Here is a 24,133-nt window from a genome sequence, read left to right on the forward strand (position 1 = left end):
ATACCTTCGGTTGGTTCAACCACTGTGGTCTATTTACCTGAAAATTGCTGTAAAAGTCAAGCGATCGCTTATGTATGAAGTTTGATGAGCGTGCGATCGTAAAGAAGGAGCGCCAACAAATATTCGACTAATGTCTAATGGATTGCTGGCGATGGTGGGTGAGATAATGTTTTGATTTCCCACAGTTAAGTTCTGAGGTTGGCAATGAACAAACGATCGCACATCCACAAAAAAGCTGACTCGTCTGCTTCAAACCCAGTACTCAGTCAGTTGCAGTCGCGCCCCTTTATTGCCCAAGCTCAACCGCAATCACAGAAGCCTCTTTTGCAGAAGGAAACAGAGAATCAAGAATTTCAACAGCATAATTTTGAAGCTACGAGATTAAAGCTTCAGGCGAAGCATGGCACTATCACCTCAGAGGGACAGGAACAACTCACTGTGTTACAGGCAAAAATGAGTGGCACGTTGCACAGAAAACTGGAACACGCATCCCGCTTTGGTCGTAACTTTGCCAGTATCCCATACATAAGTCGTAATGTTTCTAGTGCATCCACTGCGATCATACAGAAGCGTGCATCCAAGGAGCCGGACGATTTGAAGGAGGGAATGGAGATCGTGACAGGGCATCCGATGGATGATGTGAAAGTAAATTACAACTCATCGGAACCTGACAAGGTAAATGCGTTGGCGACAACACAGAGGACAACAGAGGGGATAGAGATTCATCTGAAATCAGGGCAGGAGAAGCATCTGCCGCATGAACTTGGGCATGCAGCACAACAGATGGAGGGGGAGGTGAAACCCACGATAGACATTAATGGCGTGTCGATAAATGATGACAAGAATTTGGAGCGAGAAGCAGATGTGATGGGAACAAAAGCTTTACAAATGAAGCGAACACTCGCAGGGAGTATGGCTGACAGGGAAAGGCGAGGAACCCCGCCACCGTGTGCGTTGCCGCAACAAGCCGGAAAAGGGACGGCGAAAAAAGAGGTTGTACAGAGAATAACGTTCGCCCAAGAGGCAGACCTAAACATAAACAAGGAAGGTGAGGTGGAAAAAGGAAAATATGTGGAACGATATTTCCGTGTGCCTAAAAATAACGAGGGTGAAGAGGAAAGCTTGCCCAACCCCGAGCGTGACGAAAAGATGCAGGCACTCCATGTGGTGGCCGTTGAAGTAGAAAGAATTTTGGCTGCGCGCCAAAAAATTCGGCCAAACGAGCATATAGCGGTAATGGTAACAGGAAAAAAGATGATGCTGGCTGTTAATACAACACAAACAAAAATTCCGCAACAACATCAACTCCAGGACTCTGAATTGATTGACGTTGCATATCTAGTCTTGGATTCCATAAGGAATCAGACTTGGTACACACAGCCTCCAGAAAACCGAGGAGCAGAGAATAAAACACAAAAAGCCCTAAGGTGGGTGGCCCGTGTAGAGAAAAACGATATCACAGCCAAGGGATATGAGGTGACAGAAAACAAAAACATACATGGGGAGATGCGCATTTTCGATGAAATCCTGACAAACCCCAAATGGGAACAAACGCTAAAGGAAAGGCAACAAAAGGCAAAAACAAGAGGATATGAAAACAAAAAAAGGGTAATCCGCATAGGGGGAACGTACAATGACTGTGCAGACTGCCATGAAGTCCACCACGGCTTAATAATAAATAGTACGAACAATTTCGACGGGCCGCCGGGCGAATTGAGAACTGTGTATAATCCGAACGAGCATCCAGCAGGGAACGAGATGACAACAAATGATGCTCGCTTAGAGCAATACGGGCAGAGGGTGATGTCGCCGGGATTCCACAAAATGGGAAACAAAGGGAGGTACCCTAATTGGGCTGTAAAAAAACAAGACGGAACGCTAATACCTAGTGAACGAGATCCCCGTTCTCTAGACAACGTACAGCAATCACCGCAGCAAACAAAAGAAGTTCCTAGTGAATGGAAAAAATACTACTCGTCGCTCTCAGATCAAAACCTTAACGATCTGCTGTCGTTGTCCTCAGAGAATCTGTCGTTGCCCTTCAACGATCTGTTGTCGCTACTTGAGTTGGCAAATGACCCGATGGAGTTGGATGATTGATTGAAGCATTTTTTATTTTTAACTGGACTTTAGTTCCCGGTGCGAGTCTAAACTTTAGTCCGATCGCCTGTAGGTTGGGTTGAAGCATGAAACCCAACAACTCAAGATTCAAACATTCCCGAGACATTACGGTTTACTTTAACTAAATGCCTTCATACCGTAGGAAAAGTGCGATCGCACTACGGGCGATCGCCTGTAGGTTGGGTTGAAGCATGAAACCCAACAACTCAAGATTCAAACATTCCCCAAACATTACGGTTGACTTTAACATACACGCCTTCATACCGTAGGAAAAGTTGGGTGTCCCGACGGTAAGCCCAACCTACGAAATCGGATGCAATATCGTCGAGCAAAAACACCTGGGGGAACTTACTTTTTTACCGTCGTCACTTACCAACGACGCAAAATTTTATGCGAACCGGATAATATTGCCTTACTGCGAGAGATTTTTCGCTCTGTCATGACAAATCATCCCTTTACTATTGATGCGATTGTTATACTCCCAGAGCATTTACACTGTATCTGGACATTACCCGAAAATGACTGCGACTTTTCAACCCGTTGGCGATTAATCAAAAGTGAATTTAGCCGCGTTGTCATCCAAAATACCAACAACAGCCCTCTGCATCGAGACGACGAAAACAGGAGCAAGCCATTTGGCAGCGTCGATTTTGGGAACACCTAATCCGGGATGAACGAGATTTTACTCAGCACGTTAAGTATATTCATTACAACCCTGTGAAACATGGTTTAGTGCGACAGCCATTGGATTGGGAATATTCTAGTTTTCATCGTTATGTGCGTCAGGGTTTGGTTGATGTCAATTGGGGTGAAGGGGAGGAGATTCATTTCATTGAAGGGATTGGAAATGAATGAAATTATGGTGTGATGTTGGGTTTCGCAGTTGCTCAACCCAACCTACGAATTGGTATGATGAGGAGTGTGTTAGCGCAGCTGAACGAAGTTATCGCTTTTTTGATTGGTTTTTGGCAAAACAAAGCGATCGCCACATACACCGTAAAATCGCTAAATATCTAGCAACTTTTAAGTATAATTCAAGACTATTCAATTTAGGATAATTGTAGGTTGGGTTGAAGTATGAAACCCAACAAGAACCTAGTGCGATCGCCAATCTTGGCAGGTGTGATAGACAAAAAATATTCACCAGATTTCTGCCAAATCCAAAACAAAACCTGGTAAAACATCCTCCCCCGATAAAGTTTGTGGACTTGGTAAAATTTCAACTTCTCGATTGGGACGATAAATTTCTACCTGCTGCTGTTGGCGATTAATTAACCCTCCCAGTCTTGCGCCATTATCCATATATTCCCTCATTTTGGCGCGTGTTTTTTCCAGAGAATCACTGGGAGACATTGATTCAACCACAAAATCGGGACACAAAGGAGCAAATCTTTCTTTTTCGGCTTGAGTCAAAGCATTCCACCGTTCCATTTTCACCCAAGACGCATCTGGGGAGCGCTCTGCACCGTTGGGAAGTTTGAAACCACAAGAAGAGTCAAACGATTTTCCTAGGTTGTTTTGGCGACTCCAAGCTCTTAACTGATAAGTTAGATCGGCATTGCGTTCGCCAGTTTCACTTCCCGTAGGTGGCATAATAATTAATTCGCCTGTAGCTGTACGCTCGAATCTTAAGTCACGGTTATTTTGACAAAGCTGAAAAAATTGCTCGTCAGTTAAGTCAATATTTAATTCGAGGGGAGCAGGTAAACTAACGGTATTAGTGTTCATATTATCTGTACAGACAGCAATATATTTCTCAATTTTAGTACCGTTCTTGTAGCGACAGTCTTAAGAGCCAAGCAATCGCTCAACCTATAATAGTTGATGAGCGTGCGATTTTCTCATCTTCTAAGCTCTTGTAGTGACAGTGTAAAAAGGAATGCGATACGCCCTTGGCGTCTGCGCTCCGCGCAATCGCTCATGTAGGAGGGTTGAGCGAGTGCGATAGCAGCGATATTACTCATAGATTTAGGATCTCATAATGAGGTCTATTAGCTAGAGCGATCGCCCTTAGACGAGCCACGCAATTTGTATTTAATTTATCGCAGTTTATCAGTAATATCATGTTCGGCTAATTAGTTATAATTCCCACGTTGACTGAACCCCACCCCTTTATCCCCTCCCCTTGCTAAGGGGAGGGGAGCCTAAGCGCAGCTTTGGTGGGGTGGGGTTCTTGAGGAATGATAAGTAATCAACCGAACCTGGTATAAGGCAATACGATTCAAATAAGACCAGAACCCTTATCAGGAACACAATGTAGAGACGCGCCATGGCGCGTCTCTACACACATGATTTTTTACACATCAACCTTAACTGAACCGTATTGTGGTATAAGGCACTCGTACTTAAAAGTATCTCCCGATTCCACAAATAAATAAAATTATCTAATTCATTTGGTATCACCGGAACTACCTGTGCGGAGATTGCATTTAGCTGCAAACGTAAAGGCGCATGTGGGGCGATCGCATTTTCACCCCATCTCTCTTGCGATTGCACTCTGACACGCTATCGCACTGCTTTCACCTACATAACCTAAAAGCCTTTATTATATAGGAATCCTGTCTGATTTCTGAACAGGATTTCAGATAAAGCGTTGTTAAAACGGGCTTTTCAGTCTCAGTATCTTTTCAAAAATCAAATCGGAGTCCTATAGAATCAGTCTAAGTTAAAAGTAAGTAGATCGCAAGTTAAGTTGAAAATATATGGACAACAATAAACAAATTTACAATTACACAGTTCTTCTGGAAAAAGAATCAGATGGAGGTTATCACGCTTTTTGTCCTATCCTAAAAGGTTGTCATTCTCAAGGAGATTCTTTTGAAGAGGCCATCGAGAATATTACAGAAGCTATTGAATTATATCTTGAAAGTTTAAAGGCTGATAATCAGCCAATTCCTAGAGAAGATTTAATTGTTAAGCCATTAAGTATCTTGGCATGAGTAATTTTCCTAGTGTCAAAGCTAAAGAATTTATCAAGGTCATCGAAAAATTAGGTTTTTATCTTGATCGTCAAAAGGGAAGTCATGCTATTTACAAGGATAGTCATGGAAAAAGGGTTGTTGTTCCTATTCATTCGGGAAAAGACCTAAAACAAGGGACTCTAATGGGCATGATTCAGGATATTGGTATTGACAAGGAAACTTTCTTTGATTTATTGGAAAAATAAATTAGGTGTAATTTTATTGTTTGGTGTCGGTACTCAACTCAACCAATAAGATCAGCGATCGCATGACTAATAACTTACAGCGCTTTGCAATTCAGTAGGGGCGTTCGCCTTTAGGAGTTCGCGTAGACGCGAAGCGGCTTGCCGTAGCCTAGAGTATGGCAGTTTGCCCCTACACTGTAGATGTACCTCATTTATCTGAAGCTGCTGTAGGTAATGAAGAGGTTGAATCTGCTACCTTTATCGACCTCAGTCTAAACTTTAGATCAAGTCCAACTACCAACTTCTGCGTCAGTTAAAGGTTTCTCCAATTTGGAATACTCACTTTGAGCTGCACGTAACAAGTGTTTCATCTGCACAGATTCCCTAGCATCAGCAGCTAGAAAAGCCGCGTTGAGAGCAATATTGCGGATGTTACCCCCTGCAACACTCAGCTTTGCCAACTTCATCGCGTCTAACCCTTGTGTAGGAGTACTCGTTGGGAAAACCCGCCGCCAAATTTCAGCCCGTTGAATAGTGTCTGGGAAGGGAAACTGAAGGACAAAGCGAATCCGGCGGAGAAATGCTGTATCTATCGAACTCTTGAGATTGGTTGTCAAAACTGCCAAGCCGGGGTAAGCTTCCATGCGTTGCAATAGGTAACCGACTTCAATATTGGCATAGCGATCGCGGCTGTCTTTAACTTCACTGCGCTTGCCAAATAACGCATCAGCTTCATCAAATAATAAAATAACCCCGCCTTCCTCTGCGGCATCAAAGACGAGCCTGAGATTCTTCTCTGTCTCGCCAATATACTTACTTATAACTGAAGACAAGTCAATACGATAAAGGTCGAGACGCAACTCCGACGCCAGAACTTCCGCCGCTAAAGTTTTACCTGTACCGCTAGCACCTGCAAAAAGGGCGGTAATACCCAATCCCCGGGCACTTTTGCCACCAAATCCCCACGATCCATATACAGTGCTTCGTTGGCGTACATGGGCTGCTATTTCATGCAATATCTGTTTCTGCAACGGCGGTAGCACTAAATCTTCCCAACCAGCCGCTGGTTCAATTCTCTGGGCGAGTTCATCTAAACGCGGACGTGCTTGTATTCGGCAGACATCCCATAAAATGTTATTGATATCATCATTTTCCGGTTTTTGGCTTAAGTGTCCTGCAACTTCCGCACAAGCGGCTTGAATGCTGACGGCACTCAAGTTGAACTGATTCACCAAAATGTTGACCGAACCGTTTAATTGGGGAACCAAATCACTGAGTGCTTCTCGCCACACTGCACCTTGCTCTTCTAAAGTTGGTTTGTGAATATCAAAGCTAACTGCTGGGCGTTGTTTTACAGTCATTCTTTCTCGACTGGTAATCATTAAGACACCGTTCAAACGCTCAATTACATGTGCGATCGCCCTCACACGAGCCACGTCACTTGTATCTAATTCATCGCAGTTTATCAGCAAAGCACTCGCACTTAAAAGTATCTCCCGATTCCACAAACGAATAAAATTATCTAACTCATTTGGTCTCACCGGAATTACCTGTGCAGACATTGCGTTTAGCTGCAAACCCAACATCTCAGACACCGTGACTGCAATATCACGTTTATTTGCAGATTCAATACCATAAAATTGGATAACTGGCAATGCCCCCTTGATAGGAGTTTGCAATAAAACGGCTGCTACTTTCTCTGCTACAGTTTGATGTGACGGCACTAAATCATTGCTAGATTGCAATGGCTCAATCATGCCAGACAACCGTTCGTCAAGATATTGTATTCCAAATAAATAGTGTAAAATTCTTTCGTCAATTCGTAGCGGGCAGAGAGTCAGTGCATGACCTTCTCCTATTTCAATCAAACGCCAACGACGCAAAGACGCATATGGGGCGATCGCATCCCAATGGGGGTTCCGTAAAGCCGCTAGGGCTAGACCTAGCGTAGGATAAGCTTTTTGCCCTTCTGGTTGAGCTGCACTGCATACACTAGCAAAGTCATTGCTTAACTCCATTGCCGCACATAATAGAAGTACATCGCGTTCAAAGGTTGAGAGACCAAAAATCTGACAAATTCTTTCTAACGCCGATGGGGCTGGTAAAGCCTCAGCAGCTTTTTGTAAAGCTTGCTCATATTTATCATTATTACTTAATTTATCAGCAGGGTTAAGCGAATTCACGGCGTACTGCTCTAATAAACGCCTTATCAAGGCTATAGATGCAGATAAATACTGTTGGTTTGCGTCGTACCACTGATTACTCATATGATTACCTGTAGCGAATCATACTGCCCAATTTGATTGGTTTGGAGCAGGCTTTCTCCTCGATCTACTTGTATCTGTACTAAGTAAGTTCCAGACAAAGCTGTATGTAGATAGTCACTATTAACTTTGTACCAAGGAGTTGTGGGTGTGGGGTTCATCTTGAAAGCAGCAAGCAAAGGCAATCAATTCCCTAATACTAATCGTTGAGGAGCGGTAGGAAAAATTGACTAAAGTCTAAAAGTTTAATGTAAGCATTCTTATTTGCTAAGGGTAACGGTTAACGCTTAAGCGTTAACTGTTAATTGACTCGACCTTTGGTTAATAGTCACCTACATTTAAGTTATGCTACCTTCATTCTAGAACGGTAAAATTAAGAATTTAAGTGATAATTTTGGGATATAAAATTATGCAAGACATTATCCAAGAAATTACGAGATTCTTTGGAAACTTGTTCAGTAATATTATCAATCGTGTAACCTATGACGCGACAAACGCTGCTGAGCAAAAAGTGAGAGACACTGTTAATCAGCAGTTTGAACGACAAAAACGTAAGCCACAGGAGGAAGACGAACACAATTGATATCTTCCTAGTCAGACAAGTATGCACTCAAAGAACAGATATTGCACTATTCTCAATAAGACCGAAAAAACCGAGTTTCTCAACAAAAAATAAAGAAACCCGGTTTTTGACTTTTAACTTTTAACCCTTCGCTATCGCTCGAGGGCATGCTTTTGCCTTGTTTGGTCAGTTTGATTGCTCTCCAGGAAGCTTATCTTTCACCTGATTTTCCAAATTTAGATGACTCGTATCTTCAGAACGAGTGGGATGTAGTTTAGTTTCGGCAGTAGGCTCGTTTAACTCAGGATTAGAAGGTTGTATGGGATTTTCCTCAGAGATGATTGCTTCTGGTGGATGACTTATTGCCTGAGACTGGCTGGGTTCTTTTTCAGAATTAGATTTAGGAGCAGTCATTTCTTTCCAAGCAGCACTAAAAGCAGCTTTAGCAGCAGATCCCAGACGAGTTCCCAGATTTGTAGCTCCCTTAACAGTAGCAGATCCCAAACGGCTACCGAGGGTTGAAGTCCCTTTTGACAGTGATTGCCAGTACTTCTGTGCTTCTTTTTCGAGTTCCTCTGGATCTATAAGCTTTTTATTCTCGACTGTTTCACGAGCTTGACGTATTGTTTTAATATACGTCTCCCGTGTCAAGTTTCCTGCTGCTTTCAATTCTGATATGATGCGTTGATTAATCGCGACAAATAATGCCTTGGTTTGGTATTTTGGATCGTTATCTTCAGGATTTGGCGCTGGCACTTTAACCAAAGCACCAGAATTTTCAGCAGGTTGAACTTCCGCATTAATGCGCTTAGGTGAAATTACGGTTACATCCAGAGCTTTGACAATTGTGACATCTTCAGGAACTTCAATGCTTTCTGCAATTGTAATGACAAATTCGCCAGCCTCAATAACATCTCCAGAATTTAAAAGGTAATTTTGATTCAATTCTATCATCTTATCGTTAACTTTGGAGCCATTTTTGCTACCAATGTCAGCATAATAAATTTGTCCATTCTGCCGAAAAAAATTACCATGTACTCGACTGATATCAGGACTATCCAAAACTATGTCGCAGTCGGGAGAACGTCCTACTAAACATACGTCTTTATGAGCTAATATTTCATCAAAGTCTAGCAAGCCGACTTCAACATTTTTTGCGGAATTAAAAATTTTTACTTTCATAGCTTTTACTCTATTAACTAGTCCGGAAAGTTAGGAGACAAGAGATAGGAGTCAAAACAATTCAAAATTCAAAATTCAAAAATAATACCCTATGACTAAAGCTAGGGGCTTGAAGCAAGGATGTACTTTCGGCGTGTTTTCCATGGCTAAAGCCAGGGGCTTGTATCCCAACTGTCAATTCAAAAAATTTTCTTAAATTTTGAACGCATGAATGAGCGAATTTTGAATTCAAAAAAAGGTCATGAGTCAGGAGAGAAGAATACATATATAGACTGGGTTTTAAGTTGTTTTCAACTGTCTGGTTATTTATACTGCGCTGGACTAGTTAAAACTTTCTTTACGTAACCTAAGTTGTTAAGCGCGACATATAAGTTGCATGGTAATTGGTATAGCAATCCGTGGAGGATTCGTGAATATTGAGTTAAGACTGTTGACTGTTAACTGCCCAAATGAATTGTTCACAACTAGAATTGCTATATTTATTTTTTCACTTAAGCTTACTATTAGGGATTGGACATAAGTCGAATTTTTCTCGCTGCTCCTCACTCATTAAAATTCACGTACACGGAACGCCGTGCCTGCGAACGCCCTTACAATGTGGTGTACCATCACCAAACAAAACCCGCGCTTAGGCTAGCACTCGACTAACTTACAGCTATTTTCAAGTGCGTAGACTAAACTTAAGGCAGTTCGTTCTGAAGTGGGGAGTAGGAAGCCGTACCACTGATTGCTCATATAATTACCTGTGGCGAATCATACTGCCCAGCTTGATTGGTTTGGAGGAGGCTTGCTGCCCCATCCACTTGTATCTGTACTAAATAAGTTCCTGCCCTAACATTATTGACAGGAAATGCCAACAACTTTGTATCCTCATTGCGTGGGGCTGCGGGGAACGAGTAAGACTCTGCTCCATGACTTGAAACCTCATAAAGTAGCAAAATTACCCTTTGCGCTTTTCCCACTTTAGGGTTGCACTCAATAGAGATTTCTCCTAAATATAATTTATTACCATCCTCTTGAACGTGAGTCTTTGACACGGCAATCGTTGGATGCAGTACAAAAGGCATAATGTTAGATTCAACTTCTTGGAATTGCACACCCCTTCCTCCCAGAAGGTGTACAACCTGGACACCATGTATACCAGCAGATAAATTTGGTGGCAGTAACAGGTTAACCTGGGACTGCATCACATCTTGAGGCTCTAACAGTGACTCCACAACACTTAATCGTATCCGCGTTAGATCGCCACGCAACTGTTTTCCGCGAATCAGTAGAACACTACCAGCTACAACCTCTGGCATTGCCCCTGATCGGGCTGTCACTTCCTCTACAATTGGTCTTGATAACGGTACTGTATGGGAAGATCTATTAGAGTTGCGGCTTTCTATCGCTACCATTGATACGCAATAGGCAGCTGATGGACGATAATTTGTTTGGAAAGCAGACCACAGCTTGGAGGTCTCTTCCATACTAAAAAATTCTGGGCTGATTTTGATTTGCCCTATGTTTTCAGCCAAATCACAGACAGATACAGAAGAGAGCGCTTGAGACAAAACACTCGATGTATTGACTGCCGATGCATTTTTCAATGCTGTCTCTATAATATCAGAGGTCAAAACTGGCATTTCATGCAACAACTGCATTACATACCCCAGTAAAAGTTCGGATTGAAAATCTTTGGCTCCGTAGGCTGTTAATAAGTAGTGCAGGTCAAGGGCAAGGGATGGATTTGCAGAACGTATTTCTTTAACTGTTGGCAGGCGCTTCCCTCTTATTTCTTGAGCTATGCGGTCAGCATTACGATTTTGCGTTACTTGATAGAGAAATAAATTGAGTTGAGCACGCTCGTCAGTTCCTACTGAAATGCGATCGGGTGGTAGGGCAGTGACAATGACATCACCAATACTAGCAGTGATCGAGTCATTGACCAATCCATTTTCTAACAAATCTTTCAGTACTGCTGTTACAGCTACTAAAGAGAGTGTATGACTCATACTCATTCCTCATAGAAAAATAAATAATAATGCTAAAATTTTGACTAAAAATTTAGACCTTTGTAGGATAAATTACCATGCTCATCTATCCTTAAACCGCTCAAACCAACTTTTGTGTTAGCATTCACTGTGTCTAAAACAAAATCTTCAACATATGGGATGGGTTCTGCCAGATGAACTCCTCAGATTCATGGATTGGTCGCTTAATTGGTGATAATAAGCGGTATCGCTTGGAGAAGCGCCTGGGAGCGGGCGGGATGGGAGATGTCTACCAAGCAATCGATATGCGTGTGGGTCAGGAGGTAGCATTGAAACTGCTAAAAGGAACCTTAGTAGCCTCTGAAGAAATGAGAAGGCGTTTTGAACGTGAGATTGCAGTGTGCGCCGCTCTGCCAAACGAGCATATTGTCAAAATTATAGACGCTGGAGTCACCGAAGAAGGTTTTCCATTCTACGTGATGGAGTATCTGCGCGGAAAAACGTTGCGAGAATTATTGCTAAAAGAAAAGCGACTCACGGTTGAGCGAAGTGTAGCCATTATGACCCAAGTCTGTCAAGGTTTGCAACTGGCTCATGAAGGAGTCACTCTATGGCGGGATGGAGCAAAAACAAGCGAGCATATCCAGGTAGTTCATCGTGACCTAAAGCCGGACAATATATTTATCATCCCAACAGAACTTGGAGAGTGGGTCAAAATTCTAGACTTTGGTATTGCAAAAATCAGGAACGAATCTTCTGACCAAACAAATTTGACAAGTACGTTTCTCGGGACATTTCGGTATGCAGCACCAGAACAATTGAAAAGTGACCGAGATTTGGATGGGCGAGCAGATATTTACAGCTTGGGCATCATCCTTTATGAAATGTTAAGTGCAGCAGATCCCTTTGGCTTTAGTATTAGGCCTCGCAGTATAAGTGAAGCATCTTGGATCTTCGCTCACACCTCTGAACCGCCTAAATCACTGCGATCGCAACCGGGGTGCGAACAGTTGTCTCCAGAACTCGAAGCAGTTGTAATGAGGTGTTTGCAAAAAAATTCCGACGAGCGCTTTGCAACTGTAGAAGAATTGAATAGAGCGCTACAAGCCGCTACTAACTATGCGACTAGAGCTCAACCTATCGAGATCGTACCTCAACCGCGACAGCAAGCAGAAGGCTCCAATGATGAAACAGTCCCTCGACCTTTGGAAATGAAGGGTTCTGATGATTTAACAGTCCCTCGACCTTTGGAAGCAGAGGATTTTGATAGTGAAACGGCAGCTCGGTCTTCACAAACAGAACAGTCAAATAATCAAACAATTGCTCGACCTCTCAAGCCAGATGGTGAAGGCGATGAAGGACAAACTCCAGCCCAGCAACCATCAGGCGGTCAAAATCGTGAAGATACTCTCTTCCAACAGCAACCGCCACAACCACCAAACGGTCAAAATCGTGAAGATACTCTCTTCCAACAACAACCGCCACAACCACCAAGCGCTCAAAATCGTGAAGATACTCTCTTCCAACAACAACCGCCACAACCACCAAACGGTCAAAATCGTGAAGATACTCTCTTCCAACAACAACCGCCACAACCACCAAGCGCTCAAAATCGCGAAGATACTCTTTTCCAACAACAACCCTCACAACCACCAAGCGCTCAAAATCGCGAAGATACTCTCTTCCAACAACAACCCTCACAACCACCAAACGGTCAAAATCGAGAACCAACTCTATTTCAGCCGCAACCTCCCTCAAAGCCAGACAGTAGAAATGCTGTTAAGGAAACAAATATACAACAAAATGCAGGGCAGCAGAGAGAAGCTCGCAAACTTCCCATGATGGCGATAGTCCTTGGAGTCGGGATTGGGCTTGTGGTGGTGGGTGGTATAGCATACACTCTTTCACAATCTCGCAAAACTGCCGATGAGAAGCAACAGGGGAACTATCAGGAGTGTATTTTTAAATCAGAACTCATACCCGCAGATTCCAACCTTTACACAAAAGCTCAAAAATACCTAAATTCTTGCCGAATAGAGTACGCACGGAAATTAGCGAATGAAAATAAGTTAAAAGAAGCAATTGAAGAAGCACGCAAAATTCCACAGAGGAGTCCCCGTTATCGAGAAGCTCAACAAAGCATTGCAGAGTGGGCAAAGATTTAGAGATTTGCTGACTTTCGTATAATTCACTAGGAAAAGCAACGGGGAAAGAATTAGAGACCAATCATTTCTATCAGGCATTTCGTGAAATAGTATAACAACTTAATATTCAAACATTCCCGAAACATTATGGTTTACTTCACCTAAATGCCTTCATACCGTAGGAAAAGTTGGGTGTCGCTGTGTAGTTTATTTACTTGCAAACTACGTAAATTAACCACACGATTTGTAGGGACGCAAGGCATTGCGCCCCTACTTTTGACAATTGTTGAAAATGCGATCATAAGCTGCGTAATAGCTTAACACAGCCATGGATATTAGACTTTTGCATAATTTTTATGAGAACGACACAGTATATTATTGAAGAACTTTCAATAATATACTGTGTTTGTAAGCCTCTTTCGGAATGGAAAAAGCTTCTTGTGTAGCATAATCCTGAGAAACTCAAACCAAATATTACGAACTCTAAACATAAATCTTTAAATAAAATTATTAGCGATTTTTCTCCCCTGAAGGAGTTCATATGGCTTTCCGCTTGAATACAAAATTATTAACAATTATCTTCACCGTTACCAGTACATTTTTACTGGTAAACGAATTGGGTCTCTGTTCATATAATTGTTCCTAAATTAAGTCTATGTCGGTACTTCGCGCAAGACTCGAAATTATTAAAGACGATAAATTGCAAAAGGAATTCTTACTCGACCAGAACGTTGTAGGTATAGGTCGTGAAGAAGAAAACACTGTCGTTTTGAGCGAACCCAATGTCTCTCGGTATCACGCCGAACTTAATTGGAATGGCGATCGCTACTTTATTACAGACCTCAGCAGTTACTGCGGTACATGGGTGAACCAAGATAGAGTTAACCCCCAAGTACCTATCCCCCTTGTTCATGGAGACACGATCCGCATTGGCTCTTTTGACGTGCGTTTTTTGACGGATGTCAATGTGCTACTCCCGCAGATGTCTGTTAACAGACAAGAGGCTACAGTCTTTGAACTCCCTGCAAACTCAACTGCCATAGCCTTACCAACCACGGTACTGGATTTACGAGGACGCTCTTCTTTTAGCATAGGACGCGATCGCCAAAACGATATTGCCATTGAACATCCTACAGTATCGCGTTTCCACGCCCATATAGAACGAAAAGATGGTTCGCTTTACATTACTGACCTAAGTTCGACTAACGGCACTTTTGTGAATGCTAAGCCAATTCATGAGGCTCGACTTTTAAGAGCAGGAGACACCATCCGCATAGGACCGAGTCGCATGGTCTTACATACGGATGAAAAAATTATACGAGAAGACGAACAAGGAAATCTGCGACTTGATGCTGTCAACCTCAGAAAAGTCGTGGATAAGGGCACGACAATACTGAATGATATTTCGTTATCAATTATGCCACGAGAGTTTGTGGTGATTGCAGGAGTCAGTGGTGGTGGTAAATCAACTCTGCTAGATGCTCTTAATGGCTTCCGCCCTGCCACAAGTGGTTCTGTATTGGTTAATAGTACAGACTTATACAAAAATTTTAATGCTTACCGGACTCAACTCGGCTATGTTCCTCAAGATGACATCATCCACAAGGAATTGACAGTGCGTCAAGCCCTTAACTTTGCTGCCCGTTTGAGAATGCCAGCTGATACGACTGATGCAGAACGACAACAGCGCCTGAATGAAGTCCTAGACGATTTGGAGTTAACCCACCGACAAAATGTTCCCGTAAAAAGTCTCAGTGGTGGTCAACGCAAACGAGTCTCCATAGGTGTGGAACTTCTCACTAAGCCTAGCCTCTTCTTTTTAGATGAAGCAACTTCCGGTCTAGATCCGGGAACCGAAGCTCAAATTATGCGGCTTTTGCGTAAATTGGCTGACCAAGGTCGCACCATTTTACTCATCACTCACGCGACTAAAAATGTCACAATGTGCGACCTCGTAGTTTTCTTAGCTAAAGGAGGTCGAGTTGCTTACCTCGGACCGCCACAAGAAGCAATCCAATACTTTGGAGTGCAGGAGTTTGATGAAATTTACGACAAGGTCGAGGACGAACTCTCACCAGAAGAGTGGCAAAAGCGCTACAAAGAGTCGCCTCAATATCAAAAATACGTTGTTGAGCGTCAAAGTATTTTGCCACAGCCGCAAAGTGACCCACAGCAGGTAAGAAGACCAAAGCAGCAACAGTCAGCCAGTCAAACAAAGAACATATCTGGTTGGCAGCAATTTGTCATCTTATCGCAAAGGAATCTAGCTATTTTGATGCGCGATCGCGCAAGCTTAATATTGACGCTGGCGATCGCACCCATTTTAGGAATACTGGACTTTATCACTTGGCAAAAAACTTTATTTGATCCCTATGAGGGAGATGCAGGTCAGGCAATTACCATGCTCTTTGTGGCAGTTCTAATTGCCGTCCTGGTGGGAAATCTGACAACAATGCGCGAAATTGTTAAAGAAGTGGAAATTTATCGGCGAGAACGCACAATTGGGTTGCAAATTTTACCTTACATCCTCTCTAAAGTCTGGATTGGGGTGCTACTGGCTTTGTATCAAGCAGGGATTTTTTTACTTACTAAGAAACTAGCCGTAGAGATTCCTGGTGGAGCAGAAACTTTGGCGAATATGTATGTGACCTTAGTACTTGCCACAATTGCTGGGATGGTGATGGGGTTACTAGTATCAGCTTTATCACCAAATCAAAACATAGCACCCTTGCTAACAATTATTTTCTTAGTTCCCCAAATCACCTTTGGTGGTGGAATGCTACCTATCAAAAGTTTTGGTGTGCCAGGTCAACTTATTAACCATATTACCCTCACAAAGTGGTCTTTTGAAGCATTGGTCACAACTACTGAACTAGGTCGCGACGTTGCTGAGGATGACTGCTGGCGACTATCAGAAGCCCAGCGCAAACAATTGACAGACCAAGAAAAGAATCAACGCTGCCAGTGTTTGGGTACAAAACTTTTCCAAAGTTGTAAATTTCCTGGATTGAAAGCCAAATACGATCCTGTCGTGGCTCAACCAGAACCACAGAAGCCAACTTCTCCCGGTGATCCACCAAGCGATCCGCAAAAGTTATCAGAATATAAGGAGAAGGTTAATAAATACAATCGAGAGATAGAAAGCTGGCAAAATCAATACAGTGATTGGAAGCAAAAATATCAGACTGCCATTGGAGCAGCAGAAGCAGTCATCGACAGATTTTATCAAGATTATGGGGAAACTTTTAAGGTAAATGTCACCAAGCATTGGATGGCTTTAAGCTTAATTGTACTGGCTATGTTCGGTATTCTTTTAAGCGTGCAGCAGCACAAGGATATCATTCAGTAAAAGACACGACATTAGACTTGTGTATTTCTCTGTTTCCAATGTGAAAAAGCTTGGGAATTTGTTTCATCTGTGCAATCAGCTTCAGTTAAAGCATAAAATAATCGCTGTATGGGAAATCATTTGATCAGTGCCAGTGTTTCAACTCAAAGCGTAACCTTTCAACCAGGTGGCGAACCAGCTTGGTTTGATGTAATTGTTAACAATGACAGCAATCAGTTTGCTGATTTTCAACTAGAAATTCTTGCAGCTGGATCTACCAATACTCCGGGATATCGGTGGTATATGTTATCACCAGAAGTCGCTTCAGCACAACCTCCCGGCAGTACAACTCCATTCCGTATCCTTATTCAAGACACTCCAGTACCTGGATTTGTGGGGACGGTCAACCTCACAGTCAGAATTTATTCGCCTCAATTACGCACAGAAACTAGGCTGGTTGTGCGTTTAAAAATTGAACAGGGTGACACACCTACCCTTTTAAGGGTGGAATTCCCTGTGGTACGCATCCAAGTTTATCCTCAAAATTCTGTTGATGTACCAGTGCGGGTACGAAACTTAGGTCAAAGACCAATTGATGTTGTTCTCAATGTTCTCAATCTCGATCCGTCTTGGATAGTTAAACCCTTACAACGACGGGTGATGATAGATCCATTAGGTCAAGCAGAAACAACTTTTCAATGCCAACCTCCATCAGCCAATAAAGTCCTCAGCCAGGACTATATATATACAGTAGAAGCGACGACGAGCCAGGATAATATATCAGCAAACGCTCAAGGCATTCTGGAAGTTTTACCAGTAGGTTTTGTAGAGTTTAGTGTAGAACAGCCCCAAAAACAAATTATTCCTAACTCGCGTAGATGGTTGCCTAACTGGAAGTCTAAATCAACCACGTTTAAACTGCTCTTTAAAAATGCTAGTAATTTACAACAATATGTCAATGTGGAGGTTCAGGGTAGAGACTACCGAAAATGCCATTTCCAAGTGATACCTGAAAACGCCGAGCTTAATATAGGAGAAACAACTCCAGTTCTCTTAAAGGTGACAACAAAACGACCTTGGATAGGATGGGGAAAAACTCTATTTCTTGAAGCCAAATCCATATTGTCTAACCCTAGTTTAGGGAGTACAGATCCTGCTACCCAAATTCTTGAATTGCAGGTTTTGCCGATAATTCCTCTGTGGTTGCAACTTGTAGTGTTAGCACTACTTGCAGCAGTATTAGCGTTACTACAAAGACTCTTTATTCCACCAGTTATACATACTGACAACGTCCGGGTAGTCCGTTTTAATGGCGATCATACATTGGTTGTCAGTGGTTCAGACGATTGCACGCTTCGGCGTTGGAGAGTTGATTCAAATAGTTTAGAGTCAAAAAGAGAAGAAAGAGAACGAAGTGTATCTGAAAAAACGCCTGTTGCCTGTGGCAAACTTCAAAATCCCACAGGTTTGTTGGGAGTGACTAATGTTCCGGTGTATTCCTTGCGCTTCATGCCAGAAGATAGCTTCCGTGTGGCAGCAGGTTTGGAAAACGGGGAAATTCAACTGTGGGATTTGCGTACACAAAAGCAAATACAAAAAGTGAACTTAGCTGGCGCTAACGGAAAAAAAATTCAAGTTTTTGACCTCCTCTTTACTAAAGACTCCCGTTCGCTCCTGAGCGGGGATGGCAGTGGTAAGATATTGTTGCGGGAAATAACTACCGATGGTAAGTTCGCTCCCAACTATAAACTCATTATTGACCTACAAAAACAACTTAACCTAAGTTACCAAATACAAGCTTTAGCTCTTAGCCCCGACAATGAAAAAATATTAGTGGCTGCTGGTAGCTATAGAAGTTTCTTTATAATTTCCAACTGGAACACCAAATCTCCATATGTTTTAGAACAAAAAGCACGTGATGGTCAAGACACCAACGAAGACAAGTATATTCACAGCATAGCCTTTGTTCCGGGTTCTCCCAATCTCTTAGCAACGTCTGATTCTTTTGGATTCATTAGAATATGGGATTTAAGGCAATGCTTGACTAACGCTGCTTCAAAACAACAGACTCAGGAAAATTGTGCCGAGCAAGTTGATTCGTGGGATGCAGGTAGTGGTGTTGCGGTACGCAGTATCGCATTTGTAAACTTCAATCGAGATGATGGGGGCAAACTTGTGAGTGGTGGAGATGACGGACGCGTCATGCTTTGGTACTTAACCCCAGAAGGAAAGCTCGACAAAAAAATCTCAAAAGGTAAGGAAATTGACCAAAATTCTTTTGGATTTTCAGCTATTGACTCGGCGGATTCAAAAAGCAAAGTCGTCAGTGGTGGTGTAGATCACCGGGTAAGATTACACTCGATCAAGTAATGGAGTCGATGGATGCAAGCCAAACCCAACCCATTGGATGTCATTATTAATCCACCAGGCGTTCAAGATGGGATGCCTGGTGATACCTTGGAGGTTTATGCTGTCATCATAAATCAGGGTGACCAAAGTGCTATTATAGATGTCTTTTTTGATGAAGGATTTCAAAACATTGATCCGTCGTCTGTTCCTCCTCGCGAACGTTTGGCACTCAGTCCTCAACAAAGTAACGAGGTGACTTTTAAGTTTCAAATCCCTTTTAACGCTCAACCGGGAACTTATCACTATACTCTAGTTGTAGATGCCCCCGAGCATTATCCACAAAATACACCGATACATTTTGCTCGCCAAGTTAGGGTTCTGCTGAAAGAACAGACTGCGATTCGAGCAAATGACCCGACTTTTTCACTCCAGCCCACCACAAACCCTTACAACCAACTTATTTATAAGGGCAATCCTTTACAGATTGTTGCTACAGTTGAAAATCGCTCCTTGCAGGTAGACAGTTTCCGCTTAGTTTGTCCAGATTTTGAAGAAGATTGGATTACGATTCGTTATCCTGCAACTGGTTTGGAAGCACAGGGATTGCTATCAGATGGAAACAAGCTAGAACTCAACCCCAGTTCGGTTGGTCAAATCTTTTTGCAATTTCATCCTCCTGCTGATACCCTTGCTGGTAGTTACTCCCCTACAATCCGGCTATATTCTCGCAACTCTCCAGAGTTAGTTCTGCTAGATTTGGTATACATACAAGTTCCAGAAACGTATTATTTGGGTGTAGAGTTGAATACCCTTTTGGGAAAAGTCAGTCGCACTTCTGGGAAGTATGAGGTAAAAATCGCTAACCAAGGCAATCTGGTACGCGAATTGAGAGTGAGTGCCAAAAGTTGCGATGAAGAAGATTTTTGTACGTATAAATACAAAAATTCACAAACAAAAGTGTTTCCCGGTAAAAGTAGTGCAGTGTCTTTAGAGGTTAAGCCCAATCAATGGTGGCGGCGACCATTTTTTGGGGAAGGTCTTGTTATCAACTTTCAAATTGACATCGAAGATATACAAAAATTACCCGTTCCAGAAACACTTCCAAAGGGAACTTTGGTGTGGCAATCTCGTCCTATTTGGCAATTATTGTCGCTAATTTTGATAATTTTAGGCTTATTTGGAGGGGTAGGATTTATCATTTGGCGGCTCTTAAATCCCGAGCCTTTAAGATTAGAAAATTTTAGTTCTGATTCCCCTAGATATCGAGAGGGCGAGGGTAATCGCATAACCTTAAGTTGGAACATACATAATTTTGAGCAGTTGAAAAAGCTAGAATTAAAAACTTATGGAGCAGTTCCTAGCAAGCCAAAAGTTTTTGACTTTGAAAAAGGAATTCCTGAGGAATTAAATACACCAATATGCCAGCCACAACAAAAAGTGCTATTCTGCAATCAATATAAAACAGATGCAACAACACCAGGTAAGTATTCTTTTGAGTTAACAGCAGACCTTGGTAAGGGTAAATCTGTGACTGCTAAAACGTCTGAAGTTGAAATTGATGCCCTACCTGCACCAGAGGTGGTTAGTGTTCGCCCAAATAAAAATACTTATACCAAAGGTGAACCAATCCTTCTAAGTTGGGAAATTAAAAATCCAAAACAGCTTTCCGTACTTAAGATCGTTACCAAACTAGATGGTCAAACACCCGTTGGACAACCAATAACTTATACCTTCAAACAGGGTAATAATTGGGCAATTCCCAGTCAACTCAATAGCCCGCCTGTCAGTCAACCTAAAAATCTACCTAAAGGTCAGTCTAAAATTCCATCTAAAACTCAATCTAAAAATCTATGTAATTCACAAATTGGAGTGCTCAATTGTACAAATGTTCCTGTGGCGAGTCCTATCACAGCAGGTAAGTACTCTTTTGAACTACAAGCTTGTTATAAGTCTTGCGAACAACCTAATTCTAAATCTATTGAAGGAATGATTGAACTCAAAATCAAGCCTACGAAGATTGTTTATTTCAGACTTAATAGAAGTGACGAACCAACACGGAAACTGGAAAACGGTCAACCTCTGATTTTGGAGTGGAAAGTTGAGGGTGATGAAGAAATTAACGTTAAACTTTCAATCCAGGGAAAGGTAGGGGTTTCAGGCAAAGTAGAAAATATTAAGGCAAATAAAGCCTTAGAACCCAAAATTGAACTGACTGTGACTGATAAATCTGGCGAACTTTTGGATAATAAAATCTTTTCAATTACGGTTATTGAAAAACCTGTTTCAATACCCGAAACTGTAATCCCTAAAATTAACAATGAAGGTCAGCCGGCTGCACAACCTGTGGCTCCTAATTCAAATATTTAGATCGCCGATACAGTATTCACCATGGAGGTAAAAAACTCGGTAGTGGTGCATACAGCAATCCTAAATAGGTCGTGAACACTCAATTAAAGTTGAGCAGGTATTTACAGACAGCTATTCTCTGCGAGACCGCATAATAAGGCTGGGTTCTGGCACGAAGAAGACTCCATTTATAACCTTACGTCTCATCGAAATTCATTCAGCAAAAACTTGGCACTCTTATTTAACTAGCGTGCTAGACCCCACTATTTTACCACCCTATGTAGTGGCTGATTTATATCGAAGACGTTGGAGAATTGAAGATGCTTTTAATACTGTCAAACATCTCTTGGGATTAAGTTATCTATGGACAGGTTCTCTTAACGGTATTCAGCTACAGATTTGGGGAACTTGGTTATTTTATGCTGTTTTAGTCGATTGAGGAATATATCGTTCACTATGTTTATTTACTCCTATTTTTCCTAACTCATCAAAAAATGGGCGAACCGGGAGAATTCATTTATCTGTTCCACTAAACCGAGATCATCAATTATTTCAGCCACCAATCCTAGATGGTCGATATTTAAGAAGCGTGATGTTTTGCCCGTACGCATATGAGCCACTACTTCTCCTCCTTCACTAAACTTACTCAAAATTGCCCAGCCGTTTATAAATGACTATATTTTGAATCCACGTTCCGAGAGCAAATCGGGCGCTTCTTGATAATTTTGGCAGTAAACCCTCCTCAAGCGCCCGATTTTGCACTGTCGGCAATTTTGAGCAGGATTTACCCAACCCCTGATTTTCAGTACAATATGTTTGCTAGTTGTTGAAGTTCGTCGAGCAATTGCTGTAGTCGCTGACGTTTGTCAGGCTCTGACCAAACTGCGGATGATTTCAATCTTTTAGAGATTTGAGCAAATTGTTGTTTCAGAGAGATTTCTTCTGGTTGAATTGATTGGGTATTCTCTTGAATGGCTGCACGAATTTGACTGAGTGACCATTTTTCTACAATTGCCCGGTTCAAAAGCTGCTCCAGCAAAACAGGGTCTTTAATTCGTGCCAAGGCTCGAGCCTTTGTATACTCAATTTTTCCGGCTCGAAGTGCTGATAGAATCGGGTTTGGCAGGTTGAGTAAAGGTAAGCGATGACTAGCAAAAGATTCCCAACTCATTTTGCCAACTAAGCGAAAGACGGACTCGACTAAAAGAAGTGTTGATTCATTTCCAACAACATTGTTGCCACGCTGTTTAGCTAAACGATGTAGTAGCTGAGAAATTTCCCCAGAAGGAACATTCAACTTATTAGCCAAAAGCGTGATAATTCCTTCTGTTTCTTCCACTGGATTGAGATCTTCTCGCTGCAAATTTTCAATAAGTCCCAGTTCAATCGCCTGCACATCTGTCATTTCCCGAACGACTACAGGAATCTCACTCAGTCCTATTTCCTTTGCTGCCCGATAACGGCGTTCTCCAGCTACTAACTCGTAGTACTTGTCCGATAGTGGACGAACTAATAATGGTTCCAGTATTCCATGAGTTTTGATTGACTCAGCTAACTGCTGCAATTTTTCCGGGTCAAAGTAGCGACGGGGTTGCTGAGCCGGTAGTTGAATGCTTGATATGTTAACAGTTATAGAATGCTCAACATCTGCGACCGTCAAAGCTGTTGGGCTAAAAATGCTCATTGTCGAGTCAGCTTTGAAAGGATTGTTGCCTAGACCTCTTTTAGACATAGTCATAACTCCTGGAGACTTTTCTGACAACGTTGTTGGAAAAAAATGATGACAGCACTCTCAGTATTTTAAATGCGCTTAAGCAACTCATTCATCAGGTCTTTGTATGCTTTTGCTCCCGTGCCTTTTGGATCGTGTTCAAAGATTGATACTCCAAAACTAGGAGCTTCTGAAATGCGTACAGTTGTAGGAATGACTGTTTTGAACTTACGTTCTTGAAAATGCTCTTGTAAAGATGTCAATACATCTTTGCTGATTTTCTGCCGCCCGTCAAATTTAGTGGCGAGTACACCCAAAACATTCACTTGATGGTCTAAAAAATTTTTCACCAGATTAAAGGCGTATTCAATTCCCTGAACTCCCAAGAGCCCAACATAGCTCATATCAACAGGAACAATCACGCCATCGCTTGCCTTCAACGCATTAATTGAGAACACACCAATATTAGGTGGACAATCAATTAGGGTGAAATCATACTCACTATCAATCTCAGCCAGCGTTCGCTTCAGTAAATTCTCTCGTCCAGGCAATCCGGAAATTTGCAGTTCCTCAACTGCAAGCAAAATATTGGATGGCAAAATATCCACTTGGCAGCCACGAACCTTCATAATCGCACTCTTGAGGCGTTGCTTTCGCTCAGTGGTAGAATCGCTCTGAAGAACATCCTTCAGTTGAGTCTCTAGTTTCCAAATTTCAATGCCAAGGGAAGCACTAGAGGTTCCCTGGGGATCAATATCCACTAATAAAACTTTCTTCTTCTTAAATCGGGAGATCCCATCTGCCAGATTGGTTGCAGTAGCAGATTTGCCAACTCCTCCCTTCATATTAAAAATTGTAATTTTGTACGCCATGATGTTAGTTACGGCAACTTAATTTATTGTGTCAGATGATGGATGGGTTAAAACACATCGTTCAACTGTTTCATTAAAACCTTCTGCGGTTTCATTGAAGGACTGAAAAATCTGCGGTGCCTCATTACAAGTTAAC

17 protein-coding genes and 2 pseudogenes are annotated in these 24,133 nt (G+C 42.2%); 11 read left to right on the forward strand and 8 right to left on the reverse strand.

The window, feature by feature from the left end:
• Positions 1–204 precede the first annotated feature (204 nt).
• A complete protein-coding gene (locus ACM0OZ_RS40055; protein WP_414588434.1) occupies positions 205–2,100 on the forward strand; it encodes a hypothetical protein in 1,896 nt (631 codons plus the stop codon).
• A gap of 142 nt (positions 2,101–2,242) precedes the next feature.
• On the opposite strand, the gene ACM0OZ_RS40060 is transcribed toward ACM0OZ_RS40055, so the two are convergent.
• On the reverse strand, positions 2,243–2,371 hold the full coding sequence (locus ACM0OZ_RS40060; RefSeq protein WP_414588435.1) for a hypothetical protein: 129 nt from the start codon (positions 2,369–2,371) through the stop codon (positions 2,243–2,245).
• Positions 2,372–2,434: 63 nt separating this feature from the next.
• Here ACM0OZ_RS40060 and ACM0OZ_RS40065 point away from each other — a divergent pair.
• Together ACM0OZ_RS40065 and ACM0OZ_RS40070 are read left to right on the forward strand one after the other, a co-directional pair.
• Positions 2,435–2,976: pseudogene (locus tag ACM0OZ_RS40065) on the forward strand (REP-associated tyrosine transposase).
• Between the two features lie 12 nt (positions 2,977–2,988).
• Positions 2,989–3,138, forward strand: coding sequence for a hypothetical protein (locus ACM0OZ_RS40070; protein WP_414588436.1), 150 nt, complete (start codon positions 2,989–2,991; stop codon positions 3,136–3,138).
• A gap of 123 nt (positions 3,139–3,261) precedes the next feature.
• Here ACM0OZ_RS40070 and ACM0OZ_RS40075 read toward each other — a convergent pair whose 3' ends face one another.
• On the reverse strand, positions 3,262–3,849 hold the full coding sequence (locus ACM0OZ_RS40075) for a Uma2 family endonuclease (RefSeq protein WP_414588437.1): 588 nt from the start codon (positions 3,847–3,849) through the stop codon (positions 3,262–3,264).
• 974 nt (positions 3,850–4,823) lie between these two features.
• Here ACM0OZ_RS40075 and ACM0OZ_RS40080 point away from each other — a divergent pair.
• Entirely contained in the window at positions 4,824–5,060 is a 237-nt protein-coding gene (locus ACM0OZ_RS40080; RefSeq protein ID WP_017316885.1) for a type II toxin-antitoxin system HicB family antitoxin, read from the forward strand.
• A complete protein-coding gene (locus tag ACM0OZ_RS40085) occupies positions 5,057–5,287 on the forward strand; it encodes a type II toxin-antitoxin system HicA family toxin (protein ID WP_414588438.1) in 231 nt (76 codons plus the stop codon). Before ACM0OZ_RS40080 ends, ACM0OZ_RS40085 begins: the two co-directional genes overlap by 4 nt.
• Positions 5,288–5,550: 263 nt before the next feature.
• Here ACM0OZ_RS40085 and ACM0OZ_RS40090 read toward each other — a convergent pair whose 3' ends face one another.
• Complete coding sequence (locus ACM0OZ_RS40090) at positions 5,551–7,533, reverse strand: ATP-binding protein (RefSeq protein WP_414588439.1); 1,983 nt, start codon at positions 7,531–7,533, stop codon at positions 5,551–5,553.
• Between the two features lie 406 nt (positions 7,534–7,939).
• On the opposite strand from ACM0OZ_RS40090, the gene ACM0OZ_RS40095 reads away from it, so the two are divergent.
• Positions 7,940–8,113: a hypothetical protein gene (locus tag ACM0OZ_RS40095; protein ID WP_414588441.1), complete on the forward strand. Its 174-nt coding sequence runs from the start codon at positions 7,940–7,942 to the stop codon at positions 8,111–8,113.
• A 165-nt stretch (positions 8,114–8,278) separates the two neighbouring features.
• Here the strand turns inward: ACM0OZ_RS40095 and ACM0OZ_RS40100 are convergent, their stop codons facing one another.
• Together ACM0OZ_RS40100 and ACM0OZ_RS40105 are read right to left on the reverse strand one after the other, a co-directional pair.
• Complete coding sequence (locus ACM0OZ_RS40100; RefSeq protein ID WP_414588443.1) at positions 8,279–9,274, reverse strand: FHA domain-containing protein; 996 nt, start codon at positions 9,272–9,274, stop codon at positions 8,279–8,281.
• 731 nt (positions 9,275–10,005) lie between these two features.
• On the reverse strand, positions 10,006–11,268 hold the full coding sequence (locus ACM0OZ_RS40105; protein WP_414588444.1) for a DUF4255 domain-containing protein: 1,263 nt from the start codon (positions 11,266–11,268) through the stop codon (positions 10,006–10,008).
• 173 nt (positions 11,269–11,441) lie between these two features.
• Here ACM0OZ_RS40105 and ACM0OZ_RS40110 point away from each other — a divergent pair, with 173 nt between their 5' ends.
• From ACM0OZ_RS40110 to ACM0OZ_RS40130, 5 genes and pseudogenes are all read left to right on the forward strand, one after another.
• Positions 11,442–13,412 (forward strand): serine/threonine protein kinase, encoded by a 1,971-nt coding sequence (locus tag ACM0OZ_RS40110; RefSeq protein WP_414588445.1) that lies wholly within the window; start codon positions 11,442–11,444, stop codon positions 13,410–13,412.
• 634 nt (positions 13,413–14,046) lie between these two features.
• The gene (locus tag ACM0OZ_RS40115) at positions 14,047–16,740 is read left to right on the forward strand and encodes an FHA domain-containing protein (protein ID WP_414588446.1); all 2,694 of its coding nucleotides are present in this window, start codon (positions 14,047–14,049) and stop codon (positions 16,738–16,740) included.
• Between the two features lie 108 nt (positions 16,741–16,848).
• Positions 16,849–19,089: a hypothetical protein gene (locus ACM0OZ_RS40120; protein WP_414588447.1), complete on the forward strand. Its 2,241-nt coding sequence runs from the start codon at positions 16,849–16,851 to the stop codon at positions 19,087–19,089.
• Between the two features lie 12 nt (positions 19,090–19,101).
• The gene (locus ACM0OZ_RS40125) at positions 19,102–21,435 is read left to right on the forward strand and encodes a hypothetical protein (RefSeq protein WP_414588448.1); all 2,334 of its coding nucleotides are present in this window, start codon (positions 19,102–19,104) and stop codon (positions 21,433–21,435) included.
• Between the two features lie 79 nt (positions 21,436–21,514).
• Positions 21,515–21,850, forward strand: a pseudogene (locus tag ACM0OZ_RS40130) (transposase); the annotation flags it as partial.
• Between the two features lie 43 nt (positions 21,851–21,893).
• On the opposite strand, the gene ACM0OZ_RS40135 reads toward ACM0OZ_RS40130, so the two are convergent.
• The 3 genes from ACM0OZ_RS40135 to ACM0OZ_RS40145 form a co-directional block, all read right to left on the reverse strand.
• On the reverse strand, positions 21,894–22,034 hold the full coding sequence (locus ACM0OZ_RS40135; RefSeq protein WP_414588449.1) for a DUF4277 domain-containing protein: 141 nt from the start codon (positions 22,032–22,034) through the stop codon (positions 21,894–21,896).
• 182 nt (positions 22,035–22,216) lie between these two features.
• Positions 22,217–23,146 (reverse strand): ParB/RepB/Spo0J family partition protein, encoded by a 930-nt coding sequence (locus tag ACM0OZ_RS40140; RefSeq protein ID WP_414588450.1) that lies wholly within the window; start codon positions 23,144–23,146, stop codon positions 22,217–22,219.
• 68 nt (positions 23,147–23,214) lie between these two features.
• Entirely contained in the window at positions 23,215–23,997 is a 783-nt protein-coding gene (locus tag ACM0OZ_RS40145) for a ParA family protein (RefSeq protein ID WP_414588451.1), read from the reverse strand.
• Positions 23,998–24,133 lie beyond the last annotated feature (136 nt).

Source organism: Scytonema sp. PCC 10023, assembly GCF_963920835.1.
Taxonomy (GTDB): domain Bacteria; phylum Cyanobacteriota; class Cyanobacteriia; order Cyanobacteriales; family Nostocaceae; genus Kalymmatonema.

Excerpts from the sequence above, each read along its gene's own strand:
- ACM0OZ_RS40055 (WP_414588434.1), top strand. The coding sequence starts at position 205 with ATGAACAAACGATCGCACATCCACAAAAAAGCTGACTCGTCTGCTTCA.
- ACM0OZ_RS40060 (WP_414588435.1), bottom strand. The coding sequence starts at position 2,371 with ATGTTAAAGTCAACCGTAATGTTTGGGGAATGTTTGAATCTTGAGTTG.
- ACM0OZ_RS40070 (WP_414588436.1), top strand. The coding sequence starts at position 2,989 with ATGTTGGGTTTCGCAGTTGCTCAACCCAACCTACGAATTGGTATGATG.
- ACM0OZ_RS40075 (WP_414588437.1), bottom strand. The coding sequence starts at position 3,849 with ATGAACACTAATACCGTTAGTTTACCTGCTCCCCTCGAATTAAATATT.
- ACM0OZ_RS40080 (WP_017316885.1), top strand. The coding sequence starts at position 4,824 with ATGGACAACAATAAACAAATTTACAATTACACAGTTCTTCTGGAAAAA.
- ACM0OZ_RS40085 (WP_414588438.1), top strand. The coding sequence starts at position 5,057 with ATGAGTAATTTTCCTAGTGTCAAAGCTAAAGAATTTATCAAGGTCATC.
- ACM0OZ_RS40090 (WP_414588439.1), bottom strand. The coding sequence starts at position 7,533 with ATGAGTAATCAGTGGTACGACGCAAACCAACAGTATTTATCTGCATCT.
- ACM0OZ_RS40095 (WP_414588441.1), top strand. The coding sequence starts at position 7,940 with ATGCAAGACATTATCCAAGAAATTACGAGATTCTTTGGAAACTTGTTC.
- ACM0OZ_RS40100 (WP_414588443.1), bottom strand. The coding sequence starts at position 9,274 with ATGAAAGTAAAAATTTTTAATTCCGCAAAAAATGTTGAAGTCGGCTTG.
- ACM0OZ_RS40105 (WP_414588444.1), bottom strand. The coding sequence starts at position 11,268 with ATGAGTCATACACTCTCTTTAGTAGCTGTAACAGCAGTACTGAAAGAT.
- ACM0OZ_RS40110 (WP_414588445.1), top strand. The coding sequence starts at position 11,442 with ATGAACTCCTCAGATTCATGGATTGGTCGCTTAATTGGTGATAATAAG.
- ACM0OZ_RS40115 (WP_414588446.1), top strand. The coding sequence starts at position 14,047 with ATGTCGGTACTTCGCGCAAGACTCGAAATTATTAAAGACGATAAATTG.
- ACM0OZ_RS40120 (WP_414588447.1), top strand. The coding sequence starts at position 16,849 with ATGGGAAATCATTTGATCAGTGCCAGTGTTTCAACTCAAAGCGTAACC.
- ACM0OZ_RS40125 (WP_414588448.1), top strand. The coding sequence starts at position 19,102 with ATGCAAGCCAAACCCAACCCATTGGATGTCATTATTAATCCACCAGGC.
- ACM0OZ_RS40140 (WP_414588450.1), bottom strand. The coding sequence starts at position 23,146 with ATGTCTAAAAGAGGTCTAGGCAACAATCCTTTCAAAGCTGACTCGACA.
- ACM0OZ_RS40145 (WP_414588451.1), bottom strand. The coding sequence starts at position 23,997 with ATGGCGTACAAAATTACAATTTTTAATATGAAGGGAGGAGTTGGCAAA.